The sequence below is a fragment of the Mesorhizobium sp. P3_A9 genome (assembly GCF_056402975.1).
Genome location: NZ_JBFUGJ010000009.1, coordinates 32,256 through 54,812, shown reverse-complemented (window position 1 = coordinate 54,812; position 22,557 = coordinate 32,256). Strand labels below are relative to the sequence as shown.

Genomic DNA, 22,557 nt, shown 5'->3' with positions numbered 1-22,557 from the left:
TGCCGTCGGATTGAGTTTGCTCTAAGGAGATCGCCAGGGCCACGCTGCGACCGCAAGAGGAGGATAGTGATGCACCTGGTATTTGGGGTCGGTCACATAAAGCTGAATGTCCGTGACGTCGGGGCCGTGATCCACGACTCGACGGAGATTCTCGGGCTGCGGATCACCAAGCAGACGGCGGGCGAGACATGGCTGAGCTCGAACGGCCGCAAGGCCGAACTCGTTCTGCTCCAATCCGATGAGAATTCCTGCCATACGATCGGGCTCGAAGCGCTGACCGCCGAGGCCGTCGCGGAAGCCGCCTCGCGCGTCGACGGTGCCGGCTGCCGGATCCTCTCGCGCGAACCCAGCCTGGCCTGTTGCGATGCCGGCGTGACCTTCGCAACGCCGGAAGGACTGCGCTTCGAGGTTCACACCCCGGCGCGCGACGACATGTACAATCCGCGCTTCCCAACCAACGGTATCAAGCCGCGGCGGCTTGACCACATCAATCTCATCACACCCGACCCGGTCGTTACCAGGCGGCAACTCTCCGAAATCTGCGGCATGCAGCTCACCGAGCGCATGGTCAACGAAGCGCTGAGCTGGATGCATGGCGGCAACCGCCAGCATCACATCCTGGGTTTGGCTAAGGGCCCGGTCGGGCTTCACCACTATTCCTTCGAATTCAGCCACTTCAGCGACTACTGCCGGCTCGGCGACATTCTCGACGGGTTCGACCGCCAGCTCCTCTGGGGGCCGGGCCGCCACCGTCCGGGCGACAACACCTACGCCTACTATCTGGACGCCAGCGGAGCCATGGTCGAGTGCTCCGGCGCCATGCACACCGTTGCCGACGACGCCCACTTCGTGCCGAACGTCATCACCAATTTGGAGCGCCCAGGAAACGTCCGCCAGATGAATGTCTGGGGGTCTCCCGCCCCCCAGGACTGGCGCGAGCACCATTTTCCGTTCGCCAGGATCGACTGACCAGGAAGGTGCGGCGGCGGGCCGCGCTTCGGCAGACCGTACAAGGAAGCAAGGCGAAGCAGCTCAACCCAGGGTGTGGGCGCTGCTTCGATAGGAGATTGCCATGCAGGAAAAACTGACGTTCGAATCCGACGGCCTGAAACTGTCGGCGATTCTGCACATTCCCGACAGCCACCGTCCTGGACAGAAGCTGCCGGCGTTCATCGTCTGCCACGGTTTCGTCGGCTCCAAGGACGAGTCGCACGCCCAGATCCAGGCGGAGATGATGGAAGCGTTCGGCTATGCCGCGCTGCGCTTCGACTTCCGCTGCTGCGGCGAGAGCGAGGGCGAGCGCGCCCAGGTGCGCTGCTTCGATCAGGTCGCCGACGCAAAGAACGCGCTCACCTTCCTCGCCAAGCGCCCCGAGATCGACCCGAAGCGAATTGGCATCACCGGCCACAGCTTCGGCGCCGCGGTGTCAGTCTACACAGCCGGGATCGATGAGCGGTTCGCCTGCGTCATCTCCTCATGCGGCTGGGGCCACGGCGAGCGGAAGTTCCGCGGCCAGCATCCCACGCCGGAGGCCTGGGAGCGTTTCATGGGCTTGCTCGAGAAGGGGCGCGAGCACAAGCGCGCGACGGGCGAGAGCCTGTGGATCTCGCGCTTCGACGCCGTGCCGATCCCGGAAAAACTGCGCAAGAACCTGTCGCCCAAGGCGATCATGGAAATCCCGACCGAGACGGCATGGAGCATGATGAACTTCAGGGCGGATGACGTGGTGGCCAATATAGCACCGCGGCCGGCCCTGTTCTTCCACACCGCCGACGACATCATCACGCCGACCGAGCAATCCATCCGCCTGTTCGAAAAGGCCGGGCAGCCGGCCGAACTGATGCTGATCACGGGCACCGCCCATTTCCCGCTCGCCCCTGAGGACGCGCCGCGCACCAAGGTGATGATCAAGGGCTGGCTCGACAAATTCTTCCCGGCAACGCCGGTCGCTTGAGGTCGATGCGGCCAGACCAGGAGACATCAGGCATGCCCGTCGCCCAGGAAACCGAACTGACCGATTTTGCCGCAGCGCTCCTGCATGCTGCCGGCTATACGCCGGACGAGGCGACACAGACCGCGCGGCTGCTGGTGTGGGCCAATATGCGTGGCACGGATTCGCACGGTGTTCTCAGGATCCCGCGCTACATCGAGATGATCAAGACCGCCGTCGTGTGCTCTGGTCAGCAGCCGACGCTGATCCGGGAGTTCGGGGCGACCTGCGTCTTCGACTACGCCAAGGCGCCGGGCGCCGGCGCCATGATGCACGCGGCGGGCAAGGCCGGCGATCTGGCCGAAGTATTCGGCATCGGCTGGTGCGGCGCCCGCGCCATATCGCATGCCGGCGCAATCGGCTACTTCACCACCCAACTGGCCGGCCGCGGCCTCATCGGCATCGCCATGACCGCGTCGAGGCCGCTCATGAGCTACTTCGGCGCCAAGGGCGAGGCCCTGTCGACGAACCCCCTGTCGATCGCCGTTCCACGGCCGGGCGGCGCCGATCCGATCGTGCTCGACATGTCGACCGCCGCCGTCGCGCTCGGCAAGATCATGGCGGCCAAGGATTCGGGCAACCCGATCCCCAAAGGCTGGGCCATCGACGGCAACGGCGTCGAAACACAGGATCCACATGCCGTGGCCGCCATCCTGCCGATGGCCGGACCGAAGGGATCCGGCCTGTCGCTGATGATCGAAATTCTGTCGAGCGTGCTGATGGGCAATGCGGTCATCGCGCCGTTCCTGCGCGGCGAAAAGAAAGGCGGCTTCAATGGCCTCATGCTTGCCATCAATCCGGCGGCCTTCGGCGACAGCTCATCCTTTCTCACCTCGGTGGAAAGCCTCGCCGGCGCGATCCATGCGCTTGATCCGGCAGGCGGCTCCGATGGCGTGAAACTGCCTGGCGAACGTGGCTTCCAGACCAGGCGGGAGCGTACCGCCAACGGCATCCCGCTGGCCAAGGGCACGGCCAGGAACCTCACCGATGTAGCCGTTCGGCTGGGGCTCTCGGTGCCGACTTTCCTGCAGTGATGCCGCGCGGCAGTTCGCACCGTGCCGGCCAGAGAGGACGGGAGTATCACTGATGGCGCATGATGAGGCGGACGTCGTGGTGGTCGGGCTCGGACCGGTCGGCATCACCTTGTGCAATCTTCTTGCGGCAGCAGGCGTCGGGGTGGAAGGCATAGACGCCGCGGACGACGTCTATGCCCTGCCTCGCGCGATCGGCATGGACCATGAGGTGATGCGGGTCTTCCAGAACATCGGCGCGGCCGACGCCGTGGCCGCAGCGACGGGGCACTATCGTCCATCGGAATATAGGTCCGCCGACGGGACCTTGTTGCGCCGGTTCGAGTCCCCTTCCGAACCCTACCCGCTTGCCTGGCCGCCCTACCAGACCTTCCTGCAGCCGCAGCTTGAACAGGCCCTGCGCGCCAATGGCAAGAGGTTCGCCAATCTGACGCTTCGCACCGGAACGGAACTCGTCGGCCTTGAGAATCCCGAAAGACCGGTCCTTAAGCTGCACGACAAGGCGAGCGGTGAGCGCACAACGCGCGACCCGCGCTATGTCGTCGGTTGCGACGGCGCGAACAGCTTCATCCGGCGCGGGCTCGGCGTCGCGCTTGAGGACCTCGACTTCGACGAACCCTGGCTCGTGGTCGACATGATATTGGAGGACCAGCAGGCGCCATTGCCGGAGACCAACGTCCAGTTCTGCGATCCCGCGAGACCGCACACCTACGTGTGTGGGCCTGATCAGCTACGCCGCTGGGAGTTCATGATCCTGCCGGGCGAAAATCCGGCGGAGATCAACCGCCCGGAACGGATCTGGCAATTGCTTTCGCCCTGGCTTCGGCCGGAACAGGCCAGGCTGTGGCGCTCGGCGACCTACAACTTCCACGCCCTCGTTGCGGAGCAGTGGCGCGTGGGTAATGTCTTTCTCGCCGGCGATGCCTGCCACATGACCCCGCCGTTTCTCGCGCAGGGAATGGTGCAAGGCATCAAGGATGCAGCCAATCTTGCATGGAAGCTGGCCCATGTGATCGGCGGCGGATCGGAGCACTTGCTCGACACCTACCAGGCCGAGCGCAGGCCGTTCATGCGCGAAGTCATCGACATCACCAAGCGGCTTGGACAGTTCATCTGCGAGCTGGATCCGGACAAGGCGCAGGCGCGTGATGCCGAGATGGCCGCAGCCATGCGCGCGGGCCAGGGTGTTCAGATCCGGCAGAACCTCTTTCCGCCCATCCGTCACGGACTTGTCGCCAGCAACATCGACGGCTCGCCGAGCCCTGGCGCCGGTGAGCCATGTCCTCAACCCTGGGTTATCGGGCCTTTCGGCCGGATGCGGCTCGACGATGCGTCGCCGCCAGGATTCCAGCTTCTCATCGCCGGCGACATGGACCCCTCTCCTACCCTCCTGGACAAGGCGCGGGAGGTGGGCATTGCCGTGCATCGCGTGGCGCAGGAGAAATCCTACCCTTCGCTGCTGATGGAAGAGGACCGCGTTCTCGTCAACTGGCTGACCGCGAAGGGCGCGCGCGCCGCCCTGGTGCGTCCCGACCATGTGGTCTTCGGTACAGCCGCCGGCACAAGGGAGGCCGAGCAGCTCGTGTGTCAACTTCAGATGATGCTGGTGGCGGCACCAACCCAATGACGGTGCTTGCGTCGTGCGCCTGGACGGCCTCGGCTGCGAGCCAAGACTGACCGGTGCGTGTTGGAAGCGGCCTTATTTGCGGGCTGGCTGCTTCAAGTGCCTGTAGAGATGGGCTTCGTGCATCGAGGTGAGCGTGGCCCTCACCATCTCACCCGGCGAATCGTCCTTCATGAAGCTGGACAGGCCGCCATAGATGAGTTCGAGAACGACGCCGCCGACATAGAGTGGTTCGATATCGGAACCACCGTACGGGAAAAGCTTYCCGGACAGCAATTTGCCCAGGCCCACCCACTGGTCCTTGAACAAGCGCAGATGCCGCTCTTCTAGCGTGTTGTCCCGGCGGGCGATCCGCAGCAGGTCGATGGCAAGCGTTCCCCACCGCTTGTCCTTCGCGCGCTGGTTGGCCCAATTGCACATCGCGTCGATGATCTCTTTCGGGTCATCGTAACCGTCGAGCAGGCCGGTGAGTTCGACCACGTCGCCGCCGGCATGGCGCTCAAGCAGTTGAAGGAAAATCTCTTCCTTGGTGGCAAAGTTCGAATAGAAGGCGCCCTTCGAATATCCGGCCTCTTCCGCGATGCGTTCGATGGTCGCGCCGGAATAACCGTCGCGCGCCACGACCTCGCTCGCCGACAGCAAAAGCTTCTCGCGGGTCAGAGCCTGGCTCTGTTCGCGTGTCAGTCGCGCCATCTTTTAGTCCTTCCAGTCCACTATCGGGATACCTCTGGTATCCGAATCGGCCGAAGGTTAGAAGGCCGAAACAATACAGGCAAGCGCCCAGAAAATCGGGTATTCGGGGCCCATCAGCTGCCAGCGCCAGCGTGGCCCATTGATGCGCACCACCGCATAGGCCGCCCCCAGCAAGACAGCCACGCCGCACGCCGCCGCCCATCGCGGATGAATGTTGAACACCATTCCAACGGCGGCGAGAAACTCCAGCCCTATGGTCAGCACGATGAAAGGCTTTCCTGGCTTCAGTCCCGCGGCCTCGAACGTCTTCGTCGCCTTTTCGAAGTTCCTGATCTTTCCGACGAGATGCGGAAGGAACCAGAGCCCGCACAGAATGCGCAGAAGATCGATTGGCGTTAGCGTAAACTCCGGCACTCATCCCTCCGTGTAGGACGCCGAACGGGCCTTCGATGCCCTTTCATCTGTCCTTGTTGCCTGGATGGCGCCACGTTCATTCAGCGAGCGAAGTTCGCGCGGCGAAAGCGTTCATCGCCGGGCCGCAACCGGCACGGCATACGCCGAGATCTCCTGCAAATGCTTTCGTCAGTGGAAATCGGCTCTTGCGTCATCCAATCCAGATACTGTACGGTATCTGCAATCCAGTTGGAATGTCAATGCGGCATCTCCGGGAACCGACATATTGGGAGGAACAGACGATGACGATCATGATGCGGGCGGCACGGCTACATGCCGTGAACGAGCCGATGCGTGTCGAGGAGGTGGCGAAACCGGTGGCGTCCGGCACGGATGTGGTCGTCGAGGTCAAGGCCTGCGGGATGGTGCCCAACCTCGCGAACGYGCTGAACAACTGGGAAACCTGGTACCCACATCAGCCGCTGCCGACAAAGCCCGCGATCTTCGGCCTCGACCCCGCGGGCATCGTGCATCAGGTCGGCAACCAAGTCGTGGCGATCAAGCCTGGCGACCGCGTCTACGTCAATCCGCTGCGTTCCTGCGGCGCCTGCCATGCCTGCGTCAGCGGCCATCAGGCGAAGTGCGAGTACTTCACCTTCAACGGCTATTTCGGCTTCAACGAGAAAAGCCTCGAAATCTACAAGCGCTATCCGGAAGGCGGTTTCGCCCAGTTCATGTGCGCGCCGCAGAATGCGATCGTCAAGATTCCCGACAACATGACCTTTCCGCAGGCCGCCCGCATGGGGTACCTCGGCACGTCCTATTCCGCGATCAAGAAGTTCGGCATACCGACCGGCAAGTCGCTGATCATCAATGGCGCGACGGGCACGCTGGGCGTCGGCGCCACCCTCTTCGCGCTCGCCATGGGCGTCTCGACGATCTACGCGGTGGCACGCGGCAAGCCCCTGCTCGAGCGGCTGAAGCAGCTTGCCCCGAACCGGATCCAGACCTTCTCCAACCAGGACGGCAAGGTCGCCGACTGGGTCCGCTCGCAGACCGGTGGTCTCGGCGCCGACTTCATGCTCGACTGCCTCGGCGCGGTCGCCGACGTCAATGCCATGAAGGATGCCATGATGGGCGTCAAACGCGGCGGCCGCATCGTCAACATCGGCGGCACCGGCAGCGACATGCTGTTCAACACCAAATGGTGGATGGACAATTCGATGGAGCTGATCGGCTCGGCCTGGCTGACCACGGCCGAGGGCATGGAGATCGCCGACATGGTCCGCTCCGGCACGATCGATCTCTCGGTGCTGGAGGCCAGGACGTATCCGCTCGAGCGGATCAACGAGGCTATCAACGGCGTCGCCTCCGGTGACGGCGGCTTCACCAACTACGTGCTCGAACCATAGGCGCAACAATCGGCGGCGGCGGATCTCGGCATCCGCCGCTTGCCGGATCGCGTCGCGAAGAGAACCGAAATGATCATCGACTGCCACGGCCACTACACGAGCGAACCGCAGGACCATCATGCCTTTCGCAAGGCGCAGGTCGAGTTCGTCGAGGGCACGCGCGACTTGAGGCCTGCCTATCCCCGCATTGCAGACGACGTGCTGAAGGCAACGGTCGAACAGAACCAGTTGCGCCTGCAGCGCGAGCGCGGCTCGGACCTGACCATCCTGTCGCCGCGTGCTTCAGGCATGGGCCATCATATCGGCAGCGCGGAGAACAATGCCGAATGGTCGCGCATCTCCAATGATCTGATCGCCCGCATCGTCGACATGTTCCCGGCCAACTTTGCCGGCGTATGCCAGCTGCCGCAATCGATGAGCGGCGACCTGAAGCCGGTCCTTGCCGAGATCGAGCGCTGCGTCGTCGAACTTGGCTTCGTCGGCTGCAACCTCAATCCTGATCCGTCCGGCGGCTTCTGGTCGGCGCCGCCGATCCACGACCGCTACTGGTACCCGCTCTTCGAAAAACTAGTCGAGCTGCAGGTGCCGGCCATGATCCATGTCTCCGGCTCCTGCAGCTTGTGCCTGCATACGACCGGCGCGCACTACATCAATGCCGATACCGCAGTGTTCATGCAGCTGATCCAGGGCGACCTGTTCAGCGCGTTTCCCGATCTCAAGCTGATCATCCCGCATGGCGGCGGTGCRGCGCCCTATCACTGGGGCCGCTATCGTGGCCTGGCGATGATGTTGGGCCGGCCTGAACTGGGCGCGCACCTGCTGCGCAACGTCTACTTCGACAGCTGCGTCTACCATCAGCCAGGCATCGACACGCTGTTTCGCGTCGTTGGTCCGGCCAACATTCTGTTCGGCTCCGAGTTGCTTGGAGCGGTCAAGGCCATCGACCCGGAGACCGGCTTCGACTTCGACGACACGCGGCGCTACATCGACGCGCTTTCGCTCGATGAGGCCGAACGGCACGCCGTGTTCGAAGGCAATGCCCGCAAGGTCTATCCGAGGCTTGATGCGCGGCTGAAGGCGCAAGGGCGCTAGGTCGACCTATGAGCACTGTTTGGGCGCGGCCAGACGGCCGCCCCTCATCGTTACGGGAGAACACCGATGGCCAAAGTCGTCACGAAGACCGAGCGTACGCCGATCGAGACCTGCGATGCTCTTGGCCAACTTGGCGTGGCCACGGTTCACGAGGCGCAGGGACGGACGGGCCTGCTCGCCGCGCGGCTGCGGCCCATCTATGATGGCGCCAGGATTGGCGGCAACGCGCTGACTTGTGAAGTCGCGCCGGGCGACAACTGGATGATCCACGTCGCCCTGGAACAGGCGCGACCAGGCGACATCCTGGTCGTCACCCCGACCTCGCCTTGCGACGACGGCTATTTCGGCGACCTGCTGGCTGAATCGGCCAAGGCGCAAGGCATCAGGGGCCTCATCATCGATGCTGGCGTGCGCGATGTGTCGACCTTGCGCTCCATGGCCTTCCCGGTCTGGTCGAAGGCGATCAGCGCACAGGGGACGGTCAAGGAGACGCTCGGCAACGTCCAGGTGCCGATCGTCTGCGCCGGGGCCCACATCCGGCCCGGCGACGTGATCGTAGCCGATGACGACGGCGTGTGCGTGGTGCCGCGCGAAACCGCTGCAAAGATCCTCGAAATCGCCCGCAAGCGCGAGGCGATGGAAGAAGAAAAGCGCAGCCTCTATGCCGCGGGCAAGTTCAGTCTCGATGTCAACGACATGCGCGAGCGCTTGCAGCGCAAGGGCCTCATCTACGAATAAAGACGCCTTGCCATGAGGCGCGCAGTAGAAACGGAAATCGAAAGGGCTAACGACCTATGTTATGGCCGGCGCGCCCTTACTCCTGGTAGATGGTCTCAATGCCTTCATCGCGGGCGGCAATCGGGCTCGAGAAAATCTGTGGCTTGCCGCCGAACCAGATCTCGCCGCCATCAGGCTGATAGACTCCCGAGACACATTTTATCAATGTCGACTTGCCGGCGCCATTGTCGCCGAGCAAGGCAACCACTTCGCCCGCCGCGATATCTAAGCTGACATCATCGACCGCTGTCAGGCCGCCGAAGCGCTTGACCAGATGACGGATAGAAAGCACGGGCTCGCTCATGTGCCCCGGATCGAAATTCAACTATTGCTCGGTTCGCGTCTCGACTAGCGCAAATAGAGATTTCTGTATCCGTGGATATCCTGGAGGCGGTTTGCGATCATCTTGCCCACGGCTTGTGGGCTGTGCATTGCGGCCATATAGGAGCGGGCACGCTCGCCGATGGCGGTGATCAAATCGCTTTGCCCAGCCAGTAACGTCATGATCCGGGCGGCTTCGATGACATCGGGGTCCGCCCATTTCTGCCCTGGGATAAAATAAGGATACTGTTCAGGTTCCACGCCGATCAGCCGGTAAGGAATCGGAAATGCCGTCTGAGGGCTGACAAAATCCTTACTTCCCGAATAGTCCGTCGCGATGACTGCCTTGCCCATGGCCATGGCTTCGGCAATTCCCAATCCAAAGCCTTCCGAGCGATGTAGAGACACAAAGACATCGCACGATGCCGTCAGGCTGTATGTTTCGGATCGGGTCAGAACCTCGTCGATCAGGATGATCCTGTTGTCCGCCTGTGCCAGGCTGCGAATTGTATTCAGGATCGCTTTTTTTTGCGGGCTGCTTCCCATTGTCTTGATGACGAGGGACACCCGACGATCGCTGTCTTGCCCGAACGCGTGCAGATATGCCTGCAGGACGGCATCCGGGTTCTTTCTGTCCGGGTAGGACGAAAAATCGAACGCGAAGAGAAATGCGGTCGAGGTGGCGGGAATATGAAATCGCTCCCGGTTCGGCGCTATGTCGGGTGGGATGGATATAGCGACCGGAATATGCGTAACGGGGCGATCCGTCCCCGCCACGAACGCGTCGCGGACAAAGGTCGTCGGGGCCCAGATCTCGTCCACTTGCTGCAAGGCGTCCAGCCATTGCGGATTGATGTTGGGCAATTCCCAGAACGGGCGCACGACATTGTACCTGTTGGGAAGAATGTCGTTGCCTATTCCCTGGATGGTCGATCCCAGCATGTCAGCGTTCACGCAGAAAACGTTCACCGTTTTCGATGGTCGCTCGGCAACTCGAGACGCCAGCGCCCGATCGCCACGTGACGAGGTTACCTGCTGATCGAAATTCGTGACGTCGTAGCCGATGTTGGCGCTTTCGATCGAGCTTGCCAACAGACGCATGCCCTCGCCAACGCCCGTCTCCGAAAAGGGATAACCGATCAGAGAAAGACCGGGCACAAGCGCGGCCTTGGTTGTTGCGTCGAAATTGGTGGGCCATCCGCGTCGCAGGAGCGCATCGAGAACCTGCCTTCGCCTAGCCGCCGGTACCTTTCTGTAGAGCCATCGAATACGGGGCTCGGCCCTCAGCAGAGCTCTATAAATACCACGCGCGACACGACGCGTGGCGATCGATACCGCTCTGCCTGAAGCGCTTGTCACACCTTCTGCAGCCGTGATGGATGAGCCGAGCCGATCAATTCTCTTGGCAACGGTGTCAATGAACCGCGCTGGGATCCCAGCCGACGTGGCACCGCCGGTGACATACCAGTCGGCGAAGTTGACCTGCGCCTGGGCTTCCCTGAGCGGGAAGTGGAACTGCAAATCCGGCCGCGCCGCCCAAAGTGTGCGCGCGAGTTCCGTGACCACGCCACCGGGATTTGGATCGACATCGGCTGGACGGTCGAGATAGTCGGGCATGACGGCGAAGGGGTCACCTTCGATCGGCTCAAGCTTCTCGCGAAACAGCACGCGCGCCAGGATCGGAATTGCGGTTCCGTCGGCGAATGTCCCGAAGCCGTAGGGCATCGAAGAAAATCTGCTGGCGCCGTGATCTTCCAATTGCTGGTGATAGTCCGTCAGCAAGGTCGCCAATTCCGGGGTGGAATTCGGCTTCCAGCGCTGCTGATGCTTGGAGAGGACACTTCGATCGCTGGGCATGATCCCGCTGAAGTGAAAGAAGGCCAGCGGCGAACCGTTGACGTCGTAGTCGTCGCCCTTCTTCGTGATCGTGCGCGAATCCAGGTTCCAATACGCCACGTTGTAGGCCGGATCGCGCAGGATGTGCGTGCCGGGGCAATAGGCCGGCCACAGGTCCATGAATTTCTGATCTACGAAAATTCCGTCGGATATCCGGGTCCAGACACATTCCTTTTGCAGACGTGTCTCCCACCATTCCAGCAGGGCCAGCGTCTCCTTCGTCTTGGCCAGGGCCAGAAATCCCAGATTGTAGACGCCGGCGCGCAGGAAGGTCAGGTCGTTCGGACTCTCTGCATGAAGGTTGGGTTCGAGCGCGTGCGGCGTCAGTATCGAGGAAGCTCCGGCGTCAAACGCCGCCAACAGCTCGTCGAAGCGACGATAGGCGAAGATGTCGGGGTCGAGGTAAATGACGCGATCAAAACCTTCGGCGAACAGTCGACGAAACATCGTCGGCTTGATGGCCGTGTTCAGCTCCATGACATCGTAGCGAAAACTCAGAGCATGACGATCCGGAAGATCGAGATCGTCGAAAAAAACATGATCGTCGAACTCGGGAAACGCGTCCTTTCCCAGGTCATCGCGAGGCTTGTCGCAGATCGCGATCACACATGAAAAATCGGGATGATGACGGGCGAAGGAGGATGCCACGGTCCGGGAATAGTGGAGGTAGTTCCACGACGAAATCGTAAAAAACACATTCCTCATGCTTGGCTCGAATCTTCCCTCGCCGGTACATTAGAAACTTCGCCATAGCGCATGCGTTGAGCCGCCACAATTCAAACGCGGGAGGACAGGCGTGGCAAATGAGCCGGCGTCGACAACAGGCATCACGGCCCAGGACTGTGGGCATCAAACAAGGCTGGTCAAGTACTCGGTGAAAAGGGGGAAGTCTCGCGGCGGATCGACGGTCTCGATACGGATCGGAACTGGGGTCAGTGTAGGGTCCAAGTTGAAGCTATTTGGGAACGCTTYGACACGGCGCGCGTCAGTAGCCCCACATCTGGTTCAGATCGCGTCCGATCAGGTCGCTGGTTATGGCGACCTCTGCCGCGAACAACGCTTTCAAGTCGCCCGCTACTTCATCCGAAACAGCCATTTTGGAGCCCTTCGCGCGATTGTCCCAAACTCTCTGGCTGACTTTGATGCCCAGGAACCTCTGCAGATCTTGTTCCCATATCCCCTTTTCCCAGAAGCGGCGGGGTCTTATCAGATCCTCATAGATGAGGACTATTATCTGATCTCTGGGAAAGAGATCATAGTAGCGGCGCAGGTTGCTGCCATAGAACGAGTGGGCGATGTTCAGAGACGCCGAGTACCAGGAATTTTCCTGATGTTGCGCGCTTTTCATCTCGGCGAGCCCGGCTCTCAGATACGCATCGATATCAAACGCGAGTTCCGGGCCGAGGGACACGTCTACTTTTGCCTTCATGTGTCTGTATTGCGAAATCACACGGCTGACGGGTTCCCGCAGCGTTGCGATGATTTTTGCTTCGGGATTGTAGGACTGTATCCGTTCGGCCGCCTGCCGGCTTGAAAGGTAGACCGGAGAGATATCCGCCAGATAGCGGCAGTCACTGCGTGCGTCGGCGAAGCGCGTTTCATAGCGGGCTTCGGCCATATCGGCGTCGATGCCGAAGCCATTAACTTCCTTTTCCGGGGGTATGAAAACTTTCCGCGTGGCGCCAAGCATTCTGGCCAGACTGCTTGTGGCTGTTCGCGGCGCGCCGATACCGATGAGATTTGCCCGCCTTGGGGACTGCTCGTTCAATGCCAGCAATTATACCTCTCGGGACGGCCGGTAAACCAGGCGCGACTCCAGCACTCTAAACGATCCTGTTGAAGCGCCAAGACGATCGTTGTCGAACGCGGTGCGTGCCCCTATGACCTTTGGCAGAAAATCACAACGGGGAAGATTGTTGGCGACTGGGGCGATCACGACCCGTGTCCCGGACCAGGCGGCATCGAAGCCGGCGTTTCGGCGCAGTTGCGCCCGCGATGCGGCCGTCGCGCTGCTGCTCGGGCTTCTTTCCCTTCTTGTCTACAATGCAAACCTGCGCTCGATAACGGCGGCTGACAGCTATGCAGCGCGCTACCTGCCCTTTTCAATCTGGCAGAACCACAGCCTGACCCTGAACCCAATTCTGACCACCGTAGCTCAGGGACGAAAGCCCCCGGCAACGCTGGAGAAAGGCGATACGGCTCACTGGATTCTGAAGGTTCGTGGAGACAACTATGTCTCAAAGTTTCCCATTGTTGTTCCGGTCATCCTCTCCCCGTTTTACCTGCCGGCCGTCGTCTATCTGAACCATCATGGTTCCGATCCGCTGGTTTTCGACAAAGTCGCACGCATCATGGAAAAGCTCTGTGCTTCTTCGTTGGCGGCGCTGTCGGTCGCTCTGATCTATCTGCTTTTGCGACGGCGCACCGATCAAAACATGGCCGTCATTCTCACGCTGCTTTATGCATTTGGCACGACGACGTGGGTCATCAGCAGTCAGGCTCTGTGGATGCACGGGCTCGCCCAAGTCCTGATCGTGGCTACGATGCTGTTGCTCACGGGACCTGCCACAACGTGGCGGATTTTCCTGGCAGGCCTGCTTTGCGGACTTATCGCAGCAAACCGTCAGCCCGATGCCATTCTGGCGGCTGGGCTTGGTCTCTACGGCCTGTGGTGGGCCGGCCGCATGCGGCCTTTGTTCGTCCTGGCGGGCCTGATCCCCGTTGTTTTGGTCCTGAGCTACAACATCATGCTCGTCGGCAATGTTGCCGGAGCTTATGCGGTCCATGTCCGCGCCGACAATTTCAACGACAGCATCGTGGGCGGCATTGCTGGCCTGCTTTTCAGCCCGACCCGAGGGCTATTTGTATTTTCGCCCTTCCTGATGTTCGTTCTGATCTTTTGCCGACGAATAGCAACCGAGCGCCTGGGGCGGGGACTCACCGCGGCCGTTGGCTGCGCCATGGTCATCCAGTTGCTTCTCTATGCCATGATCGATTGGAGGCAGGGTCTGTCCTGGGGTCCGCGGTGGCTGACAGACATGCTGCCCATGCTCATCTGGCTGCTTCCGCCCGTGGTCCAGGCTCTTTCCCGCAGCGGGCGGGTGGCATTTGCGCTTGCATCCCTTGTGGCAATCTCGATCCAGACCGTTGGCGCGTTCTGGTACACTGGCGTTGCCGATATGCCCGTCATCTCCACCCAGGGACCAGACCGGATGCGGCCCGCATGGGACATTCGCAATGCCGCCTTTGTCGCGGAACTGATGCATCCGCACGTCCAACCCGACCTGATCGTTGATCTGCGCGGCAATATCGATGCCGTCAACATCCTGCCTGGCGAGGCAAGCACCGGCGGGCTCGTGCGCCGACAGGTCGAGGTCCTGGGATGGGCACTGACCAACAACCATTCTCCAAGTGACGTCGCGGTGTTGATCGATGGCCGGCCCGGCGCTGGAACCAGGGCCTTCTTCTCGCGGCCCGATGTCGAGAAGACGCTTGGGCAATCGAGCCCGGCCGGTTGGCGCCTTACCATGCCAATCGATCAACTCGCCCCAGGAGAGCACCTTCTGGCGGTATTGGTGCGCGCCACCGAAGGCGGCGAGCCGCGCCTGCTGAAGCAGACTTCACTCTTCGTCGCGCAAGGCAACGAAGCTTTCGAGCATGTCACGGACCTCCCGAGCGCAGCACGGCGCGCACGGCAGATGCTCGAAAGCCGCCAGCAGGCCAGCGGTTATTGGCTGACGGCGTATTCGTCCGCAACGCGCTTCGAGCAGCCGCGCCAGGAGATGAATACCTATCTCAACGCCGTCATCCTCGATGTACTCAATCCGGTGGCCGAAGCGGCGGGTGCAACCGACATGCTGGCAAGGGTGCGCCAGTTCCTGACCACCCAGATCGAGCAAAGCGGGCTTGTGCGCTATCACGGACGACCGGACGCGCCAACGATTGGAACTCTTGGCTGCGCCATCACGCCGGATTCGGACGACACTGCCCTCACCTGGCGTGTCGCGCCCAGCGACAGGATGGAATTGCGGCAATCCGCGCTTGCCATGATGACAGAATTCAAGCGGGCGGACGGCCTCTATCGGACCTGGCTCGCGCCGCGCGACAAATATCAATGCCTTGATCCTGGACATGACCCCAACCCGGCCGATGTAGGGATCCAGATGCATATTTTGCTGTTTCTCGAGCAGGTGGACAAGCCAGCCGCGCATGCGCTCTGCGAAGCGCTGTCGCTAAAGGCGGCCGACGACGATATCTGGGTCTACTATGCCGGTGCGCCGCTTATGGTCAGGCTGCGCTTGGCGGATCTGGAAAAGGCAGGATGCGTGCCACAGTTCCCGCAAGCGCGACTACGGACTGAAACGCCCGGCCAGGACATCTGGGTTCGGGCCGCGGAGCAGCTTCGGCAGATGGAGACTGGTGGTGGCTCGTATGAATTCTATCAGCAAACCAGCGAATTGCTGCGTGCGATTGCCGCGGACGACTTCGACCTGCTTAGCCGCGCGCCTCCGCTCCTCTATCACAATGACCTCACGGCGACGGTAAAACGCTTCTATTGGTCACAGGATTTCGGATATGCGCTCTGGTTAAGGCTCTATTTCGAGAATGAGATCATGCTTGCAAAACTTCCCTGTGCCTCTGGCGGCCCAAAACAGAAGTGCGGGTGACAATTGACGAGAATCACGACCGACACAGCTGTTCAAAGTCGCCCCGCAGCGTATCGGCTGGCGGCACGCTGGTTGTCTTGCATCCGGTTCGACGAAGTCGCCGCGCTCCAGGCAACACCGCTGATCGGCGCGGTTTTTTCAGCCGGGTCATTTTCGGTGACCCATGTCCTGGCCCTGGCCGTCATGATGGCGGCAAATGTTTGCCTGGTGGCTCATGTCTTTGTTATCAACGACTGGTCGGGAATCGACGGCGATGTCAAAGACCCGAAGCGAGCCAACAGAACATTTGCCGCAAAAGGTCTGACGCGAACGGAAGTCGGCTACATCGCGGGCTTGTTGCTCGCGATCAGTCTTGTCCTGTTCGGGTTGCTCAACACGAGAGTACTCCTGTTCGCCGTGGTGATTGCCGGGCTGAGCGCCCTGTATTCTGCTCCCGCGTTGCATTGGAAGGGGTCTCCGCTCCTCAACTCGGCCCTCCATTTCGTCGGCGGGTCGGTGCATTTCCTGCTGGGCTATTCGGCTTTCGGCGCCATCGACATTCGGGCGCTTGTCGTCAGTTGTTTCTTCGGGCTGGTATTCACCGCCGGCCATTTCACGCACGAGGCAAGTGATCATGAGGTCGATCGCCTCAACGGGATCAGGACGAACGCCGTGGCTTTCGGCAAGGCAAGAAGCTTCGGCGCCGGTCTCGTTCTCTTCATCCTGGCATATGCGTTTGTGGCTGCCTTGGGCGCGCTCCGATTTGTGCCACCAACACTCGTCTTTGCCGCCGGGCTCATTCCGGTGCACCTGTTGGCTTCCTTCCAGGCCATACGGGCTGGTCTGACGCCCGAGAGTCTTCGCCGGCTGCAACGATGCTACCGGGTGCTGTTCGCCGCTGTCGGCGTCGTCATGACCGTGTCGGTCGTCCTGTCTTGACAGGCACTGCCGGCTCCGGCGGAAGCCGACATCATAGGCCCGAGGTTTCATGCTCTCTGTAATCATACCGGTCTACGACGAAGTCGCGACGTTGCCGCTCGTGCTGGCGATGGCAAGTGCGGCGCTTCCCACGGTGGAGAAGGAGATCATCATCGTCGACGACGGATCCCGCGATGGTACGCGGGAGTGGCTGCTGGCCAATTTTCCAACCGGTGCCCGCAATGGCACCTGTATAACCGTCGGGGTCGACGGAGACCTGGTCATCACGAATGAATCAGCAGCTGCCCGCGTCACGATAATGCCGCTCTACCACGACAAAAACAGCGGAAAGGGCGCTTCCCTGCAGACCGGGCTGGCGAAAGCCAACGGTGATGTCATTGTGGTTCAGGACGCGGACCTGGAATACGATCCCGCGGATTGGGCCGTCATRTACGACCTCATCGACCGGCGCAAAGTGGCGGACGTCGTCTACGGCTCACGCTTCTACGGCCGGCCTCATCGCTCGCTCTATTTCCACCACTATGTCGCAAATCGCTTCATCTCATTGGTGTTCAATCTTCTTTACAACCAGACCCTCACCGACATCGAGTGCTGCTACAAGATGTTCACGCGKGAAGTCATGAGGCACCTGCGCCTGACCTGCAACGATTTCGGTTGCGAGATCCAACTCAGTGCCCAGATTGCCTTGGCCAACCGCTGGCGTATCTATGAGGTCGGCATCAGCTATTTCGGCCGCACCTACGAGGAGGGCAAGAAAATCGGCTGGCGCGATGGCGTCAAGGCGATCTGGTATCTCATCCGCTTCCGGCTCTTTTCATAAGCCACCGCCTTACTGTTCCAAGGGATGCCGGCCTGTCAACGCCTGTTAGCCGGAGTTGATTTTCTTCAGTTCGGCCTCGAGCGTCTTGGCGTAGGTTTCCATCTCGGCCCGCGACTTTTCGAGGCTCTTCGCATATTCGGTTGCGGTTTCATTCGCGGCCCGCATCTCGGCTAACGCGCGTTCCAGGGAGTTCGCGTAGCGAGCGGCCTCCGAAGCGCTTTTCGAGCGCTCTTCCAAGGCAGCCTGCAAGCTGCCAACATATCGGCCGACCTCGCCCGTCAAGCCGGTGGCCATAATCGCCTGAGTGATCTGTCGCTCAAGCGCTGCTCGAACGCCAAGCCGTTCCAGATCCCCGTTGAGCCTGCTTTGCTCCAACTCCGTGCCGATAAGGTAGTCGCCAAGGGGAGCCAGGGCCGAAGACGGTAGCGAGTCGATCACGGACGCTATCACGCGTGCATTTGTGTAGGGCCGCGTCGAGCGTAGCATGCTGGCCTTGCGTATCCGGTACYAAAGCAGAGGCTCAGGCAGGCTCAGGATACGGAATCCCGCGACGGCAATTCGCAGATGCATCTGCCAGTCTTCGTAAGTGACGCCGTGGATTTCGTGGAAGCCACCGACCTGGCCAAATATGTCAGTTCGATAAATGCCCGTGCAGTCGCCGAAGCAGTTGTGGATGGCGCCGAGGAGAACTGGGCCTGCCGAAAAATAATGCTCCGTTCCATTCCCATGCGTCGCAGCGTCTGGTGGCTGGGTTTCATCATGGAAATGTTTGATTCCACAGGTCACCACATCGGCCTTGGACGTTCGGGCGGCACTGCAAAGGGTCCCGACCATGTCTGGAAACGCCACGTTGTCGTCGTCAAGCAGGATGACGAACTCGGTCGCCGCCGCCCGTATGCCGGTGTTGCGCGCGGCGCCAAGGTACCTGTTCTCCTGCCTTATCAATTTCAGGTTCAGCGGGCGAAACCGATCCTCGACCGTCTCCAGATATTCCCGGGCCTCCACGCCTCTGCTTCCGTCATCGACCACGACAACGGAAAAGCCCTTCTCCGTCTGCTGCATCAGGCCTTGTAAGTTCTGTTCCAAAAGGCGTGGTTGCTCGTAAGACGTAATCAGCACAGTGGTGTCGGCTGCATCCCTACGCGGCGTTTGCTTGACCGAAATTCCGGCTTTCATCGGCAGGATCTGTTGAAAAGCACGAAACCAATCGTTTTCGGGCGTCTCATCGCCGATTGAGAGCGTTGAGGCCGTTCGCCATCCTTGCTCGGTCATCCATTGCGCGATCTCGGGACGCGGCAGGATGACGAAATCGGCAAACTCGAACGCCATTTTCTCCAGATGCTCGATGCCGATCGTCATCAGGTTTGAGGGAAACTCGCCTTGCTGCTGCCGGGTGCGACCAGAGCTTCCCATGGCCACGACGGCGAGCGGCACTCCGTCAAAGGCCAGATCTGTCTGATTGGCGATGGCACTGGCGTAGGCCAGGCCATCCCGATCCTGGAAAAGAACTGCATCGAATGCCTGGCCGCGGGCGTATCTGAGCAACTGGATTGTCGATGCCAGGAACGAGGGCTGGATTGGAGKGTCATCGATACCGAGATATTCAACGTCGAAGCCACGGCTTTGGGCGAACTCGGCAAAGGAGTCGACATCAGCTGACTGGAAAGTGCCGATTTCGACGATAGAAATATCGATGTCCGCGGCAATGGCAGCGTCGATTGCGGCTCTCTCATCCTTGGTGCCGGGGGCAGGCTTCCAAAACAGATCGCCGACAAGACATACTCTTCGTCGGCCCTTCCCACGACGCATGACTCTTATGCAACGCTGGGTGCTGCGAACTATGGATTGGTGCGAGGCAGGATGCYGGATGCATTCATAGACTTCATCGAACGACTGCCTTACCGCGCTGAAAACGGCACGATCGAGAGGGTGGCCCCGACCGGCGCCGCGCATCTCCGCGAACACCGGCGCTATCCATGTCGTCCAGATCCCCGGGCTCGAGCCAAGGTCATCGGACTCGCGATGGTGTCGGAGCTCCTGCGACAGAAAACTGTCGATATCGGAGGCAGCGTCAGGGATGGACACCGGCCACCGGATGTCGAGTTCATCGCCGAGGCGGGCTGCGACTGATCTCCAGTCGTCAAGCAGCTGCGAATAATCGCAGAACGCCCTGTTGATCGACCGCGTATGCTCCTCTGCCGCCAAATTGTAGCGCAACCACACCAGACCGCCGCGCTCCAAGGACCAGGGCTGGCTATCTCCCGCCAGGCCCTGGCGCTTCGCCAGCGACAGTGCGACTTCTGCCGGATTGCGCGAAATAATTGCGGCAACGCAGCGTATATCGAGCTTGGCCAACGCGGCCTCCCAAAGCGGGAACACCAGTGCGATGCGTGGGTCTTTCAACACGAAGAGCGGAGCGTCTCCGTATTCAGCGGAGATCAGGTCCTTCAGCGTGTCGACGAAGGCTGTCGCGGCAGGCGTTTCCAGCCAGGCGGGAGACGGTCCGTTGACATCGTTCACCGGCGATCCAGCCAGATCCAGGATCTGGTCGTTGAGACGAATTGCAGCTTCGGGTTCCCAATGGCCTGACACATTGCCCAGTTCCTCACCATAGAGGTTGCGCGGCAATGATGCTCCCAGAAGGCTGAGCATTCGCGTCAAGGCGGACGTACCGCTGCGATGCATTCCAACGACGACTATGGCGGTTCTGCGGGTCACGATATTTCCAACGATAAATGCTTGCGGGGCCGGGCGGAGCGGATGTGGTCGACCTTCACGCGCGCATGACGCCCAAGCGCTTTTGGTTCAACATCGGTGAGACCCCGCAGGAATTCGGCTGGTCTGTTGGCAACGACAGGGTGCGCATGCATAGTCGCCTGGCAGTGTCGTGACCGACGTGGCACTTTTGGATCAAACCTTCATCTCCTGATTGACGCAGGACCTTGGTTGGAGATTAGAGAGATGCACTACCAAGCACCAGCGTCGAGTTCGGCTGAAAGGGAGCGCGCCCAAGCGATCGTTTCAAAAGTGACGCACTGGCATCACAAGTTCGAAGTGTTCCCCGGGGTGGTCACTCCAGGCAGCTACGATCCCCAATTTCTACTCGAAAAACTGCAGTTGCCGACCGATATGACCGGCATGCGGGCGTTGGACATCGGCCCTTCGGATGGGTTCTTTTCCATGAACATGGCGCGTCGTGGAGCCCAGGTCACGGCAATCKACTACCGGGCCAAGGATGGTCATGGATTTGGGGCCATGGAGCGCCTTACCGGCCTGGAGTTCGATTACAGGCAGATGAACCTGTACGACATACCCGCTTCGGATCTTGGCGAATTCGACCTCGTGCTGTTTCTAGGTGTCCTTTATCACCTGCCCGACATGATACGCGCGCTCGATATCGTAGCGCGACTGTGCCGTAGCCGCCTGCTTGTCGAAACGCAGTTTGAGCCGGAACTGATGCCGGGTGTGGCGGTGGCGCGATATTACGAAGCGGGCACTCTGGCGAACGACATCACCAACTTCTGGGTGCCCAACAGGGAATGTCTCTTTGCGATATTGCGGGATACAGGCTTCCATATGAGGAGAGAGGATAGCTGGGGCAAGCGCCTGCTGGTCGATAGCTCTCGCTTCAAGACAAACACCAAGAAGATGGACCTCGCTTACGGCTTGGTTCCGGGTTAACCGCCAACGGCGTCGGCTGGCAAAAATGGATAGCCGCAGGACAACGTCCAGCCTGCGAATCAACGTTACGGGAAGAAAAAGGCGCATGCGAGTTGCAGGAAGGGCGTAAAAGGCCGGAAGCGGCGGTCCCGGCTGCGGACAAATCGGCAAAATGCAGACATCTCTATGCAAGACATCGCAAGAGTCATCTGGATCTGATGAATACGTCAGGCTCACGCAGCCATCGAATCGACGAACAATGATAACCGAACGTCGCCGCCGACGCTTCTATCTGCACCATGGACGCAAGTCCGAGCCCATCGGTTTTCAAGATGGCGTCAATGGTTTCCAGATGTGGGTGGAAATGATGTCTCGCAGTTCCGTGCGCACCGCGCGGAAGAGTGGGCGAAAGTTCGAGGACATCGGTCGCTGCGAGGAGGTCGCGAGGATCAGCTGTCGGGTAATCGGCGGGTCGAATGGCCAGACCTCGATGCGGCCAGCCTCGACAAGGAGATGCACGGAAGCATAGGGCAGAACCGTATAGCCAGTACCCTCCTCGACAAGCAGCAAGGTTGAAGGCATCGCCTCCAGTTCCATCTCGACACGCGGATAGATGCCATGCTCCGCCAGGGTATTGTCGATGAGCCGCCGCAGCCCGTGCGGGCGGCTGGGCAGTATCATCGGCAGTTCGGCGAAGATGTTGAGGCCGACCGGCCCGCGCGGCAGCACGCGCTCGGACAAGACCGGTCCGATCAGAAACAGTTCGTCATCGGCCAGCGGTTCGGTCAGCACGGAAGGATGGTTCGGCGAATTGTAGAGCACGGCGGCATCGATGCGACCAGCGATCAGCCATTCCAGGATATGGCCGCTGAAACCTTCGATCACCTGCAGCGCGACATTGGGAAACTCGTTCTTGATCTTCTTGACCAGCGGCACCGTCAGCACGGTGCCGACCGAAGGCGGCACGGCCAGCACCAACCTTCCCTTCGGCGAGGATTTGAGGTTCGAGACGGCATTATGCGCCAGCCGCATCCGCTCGACGATCTCGTCGGCATGGGCCTTCAAAAGCACGCCCGCCTCGGTCAGCACGACACCGCGGCCGTTGCGATAAAACAGCTCGACGCCGAGTTCCTCCTCAAGCCCGCGAATATGACGCGTGACCATAGGCTGGGTGACATTGAGGTCGAGCGCGGCCTTGGAGAAGCTGCCAGCCGCACCGACGGCGATGAATACCTGTAGCTGCTTCGTGTCCAACTTTCACCC

At 60.8% G+C, this 22,557-nt stretch carries 18 protein-coding genes; 11 read left to right on the top strand and 7 right to left on the bottom strand.

The window, feature by feature from the left end:
* Positions 1-69: 69 nt before the first annotated feature.
* The 4 genes from AC1DX0_RS03305 to AC1DX0_RS03290 all read left to right on the top strand — a co-directional run bounded on the left by AC1DX0_RS03305 (position 70) and on the right by AC1DX0_RS03290 (position 4,648).
* Positions 70-969 carry a VOC family protein gene (locus tag AC1DX0_RS03305; protein WP_477222407.1) on the top strand — a complete coding sequence of 300 codons (900 nt, stop codon included), beginning with the start codon at positions 70-72 and terminating at the stop codon, positions 967-969.
* Positions 970-1,072: 103 nt separating this feature from the next.
* The gene (locus tag AC1DX0_RS03300) at positions 1,073-1,954 is read left to right on the top strand and encodes an alpha/beta hydrolase (RefSeq protein WP_477222408.1); all 882 of its coding nucleotides are present in this window, start codon (positions 1,073-1,075) and stop codon (positions 1,952-1,954) included.
* A 32-nt stretch (positions 1,955-1,986) separates the two neighbouring features.
* Positions 1,987-3,024, top strand: a complete 1,038-nt coding sequence (locus tag AC1DX0_RS03295; RefSeq protein ID WP_477222409.1) for an Ldh family oxidoreductase — start codon at positions 1,987-1,989, stop codon at positions 3,022-3,024.
* Between the two features lie 52 nt (positions 3,025-3,076).
* Complete coding sequence (locus AC1DX0_RS03290; protein WP_477222410.1) at positions 3,077-4,648, top strand: bifunctional 3-(3-hydroxy-phenyl)propionate/3-hydroxycinnamic acid hydroxylase; 1,572 nt, start codon at positions 3,077-3,079, stop codon at positions 4,646-4,648.
* 72 nt (positions 4,649-4,720) lie between these two features.
* On the opposite strand, the gene AC1DX0_RS03285 is transcribed toward AC1DX0_RS03290, so the two are convergent.
* Both AC1DX0_RS03285 and AC1DX0_RS03280 read right to left on the bottom strand, forming a co-directional pair.
* On the bottom strand, positions 4,721-5,338 hold the full coding sequence (locus AC1DX0_RS03285) for a TetR/AcrR family transcriptional regulator (protein ID WP_477222411.1): 618 nt from the start codon (positions 5,336-5,338) through the stop codon (positions 4,721-4,723).
* A 57-nt stretch (positions 5,339-5,395) separates the two neighbouring features.
* On the bottom strand, positions 5,396-5,752 hold the full coding sequence (locus tag AC1DX0_RS03280) for a DoxX family protein (RefSeq protein WP_477222412.1): 357 nt from the start codon (positions 5,750-5,752) through the stop codon (positions 5,396-5,398).
* 281 nt (positions 5,753-6,033) lie between these two features.
* Here AC1DX0_RS03280 and AC1DX0_RS03275 point away from each other — a divergent pair, with 281 nt between their 5' ends.
* From AC1DX0_RS03275 to AC1DX0_RS03265, 3 genes are all read left to right on the top strand, one after another.
* Positions 6,034-7,143 (top strand): alcohol dehydrogenase catalytic domain-containing protein, encoded by a 1,110-nt coding sequence (locus tag AC1DX0_RS03275; protein WP_477354264.1) that lies wholly within the window; start codon positions 6,034-6,036, stop codon positions 7,141-7,143.
* Positions 7,144-7,212: 69 nt separating this feature from the next.
* Positions 7,213-8,235, top strand: a complete 1,023-nt coding sequence (locus tag AC1DX0_RS03270) for an amidohydrolase family protein (RefSeq protein ID WP_477222414.1) — start codon at positions 7,213-7,215, stop codon at positions 8,233-8,235.
* Between the two features lie 66 nt (positions 8,236-8,301).
* Complete coding sequence (locus tag AC1DX0_RS03265) at positions 8,302-8,973, top strand: 4-carboxy-4-hydroxy-2-oxoadipate aldolase/oxaloacetate decarboxylase (RefSeq protein ID WP_477222415.1); 672 nt, start codon at positions 8,302-8,304, stop codon at positions 8,971-8,973.
* 76 nt (positions 8,974-9,049) lie between these two features.
* On the opposite strand, the gene AC1DX0_RS03260 is transcribed toward AC1DX0_RS03265, so the two are convergent.
* The 3 genes from AC1DX0_RS03260 to AC1DX0_RS03250 all read right to left on the bottom strand — a co-directional run bounded on the left by AC1DX0_RS03260 (position 9,050) and on the right by AC1DX0_RS03250 (position 13,006).
* On the bottom strand, positions 9,050-9,304 hold the full coding sequence (locus AC1DX0_RS03260) for an ATP-binding cassette domain-containing protein (protein WP_477354261.1): 255 nt from the start codon (positions 9,302-9,304) through the stop codon (positions 9,050-9,052).
* 56 nt (positions 9,305-9,360) lie between these two features.
* Positions 9,361-11,934, bottom strand: coding sequence for a glycosyltransferase (locus tag AC1DX0_RS03255; protein ID WP_477222417.1), 2,574 nt, complete (start codon positions 11,932-11,934; stop codon positions 9,361-9,363).
* 280 nt (positions 11,935-12,214) lie between these two features.
* On the bottom strand, positions 12,215-13,006 hold the full coding sequence (locus AC1DX0_RS03250; protein ID WP_477222418.1) for a sulfotransferase family protein: 792 nt from the start codon (positions 13,004-13,006) through the stop codon (positions 12,215-12,217).
* A 103-nt stretch (positions 13,007-13,109) separates the two neighbouring features.
* On the opposite strand from AC1DX0_RS03250, the gene AC1DX0_RS03245 reads away from it, so the two are divergent.
* The 3 genes from AC1DX0_RS03245 to AC1DX0_RS03235 are packed head-to-tail and all read left to right on the top strand — an operon-like array spanning position 13,110 to position 17,634.
* The gene (locus AC1DX0_RS03245; RefSeq protein ID WP_477222419.1) at positions 13,110-15,896 is read left to right on the top strand and encodes a hypothetical protein; all 2,787 of its coding nucleotides are present in this window, start codon (positions 13,110-13,112) and stop codon (positions 15,894-15,896) included.
* A gap of 3 nt (positions 15,897-15,899) precedes the next feature.
* Positions 15,900-16,814 carry a UbiA family prenyltransferase gene (locus AC1DX0_RS03240; RefSeq protein WP_477222420.1) on the top strand — a complete coding sequence of 305 codons (915 nt, stop codon included), beginning with the start codon at positions 15,900-15,902 and terminating at the stop codon, positions 16,812-16,814.
* Positions 16,815-16,863: 49 nt separating this feature from the next.
* On the top strand, positions 16,864-17,634 hold the full coding sequence (locus AC1DX0_RS03235) for a glycosyltransferase family 2 protein (RefSeq protein ID WP_477354258.1): 771 nt from the start codon (positions 16,864-16,866) through the stop codon (positions 17,632-17,634).
* A 45-nt stretch (positions 17,635-17,679) separates the two neighbouring features.
* Here AC1DX0_RS03235 and AC1DX0_RS03230 read toward each other — a convergent pair whose 3' ends face one another.
* Positions 17,680-20,352: a glycosyltransferase gene (locus tag AC1DX0_RS03230; protein ID WP_477354255.1), complete on the bottom strand. Its 2,673-nt coding sequence runs from the start codon at positions 20,350-20,352 to the stop codon at positions 17,680-17,682.
* Positions 20,353-20,595: 243 nt separating this feature from the next.
* Here AC1DX0_RS03230 and AC1DX0_RS03225 point away from each other — a divergent pair, with 243 nt between their 5' ends.
* Entirely contained in the window at positions 20,596-21,315 is a 720-nt protein-coding gene (locus AC1DX0_RS03225; protein ID WP_477354252.1) for a class I SAM-dependent methyltransferase, read from the top strand.
* Positions 21,316-21,621: 306 nt separating this feature from the next.
* Here AC1DX0_RS03225 and AC1DX0_RS03220 read toward each other — a convergent pair whose 3' ends face one another.
* Positions 21,622-22,548, bottom strand: a complete 927-nt coding sequence (locus AC1DX0_RS03220) for a LysR family transcriptional regulator (RefSeq protein ID WP_477222424.1) — start codon at positions 22,546-22,548, stop codon at positions 21,622-21,624.
* Positions 22,549-22,557: the final 9 nt, after the last annotated feature.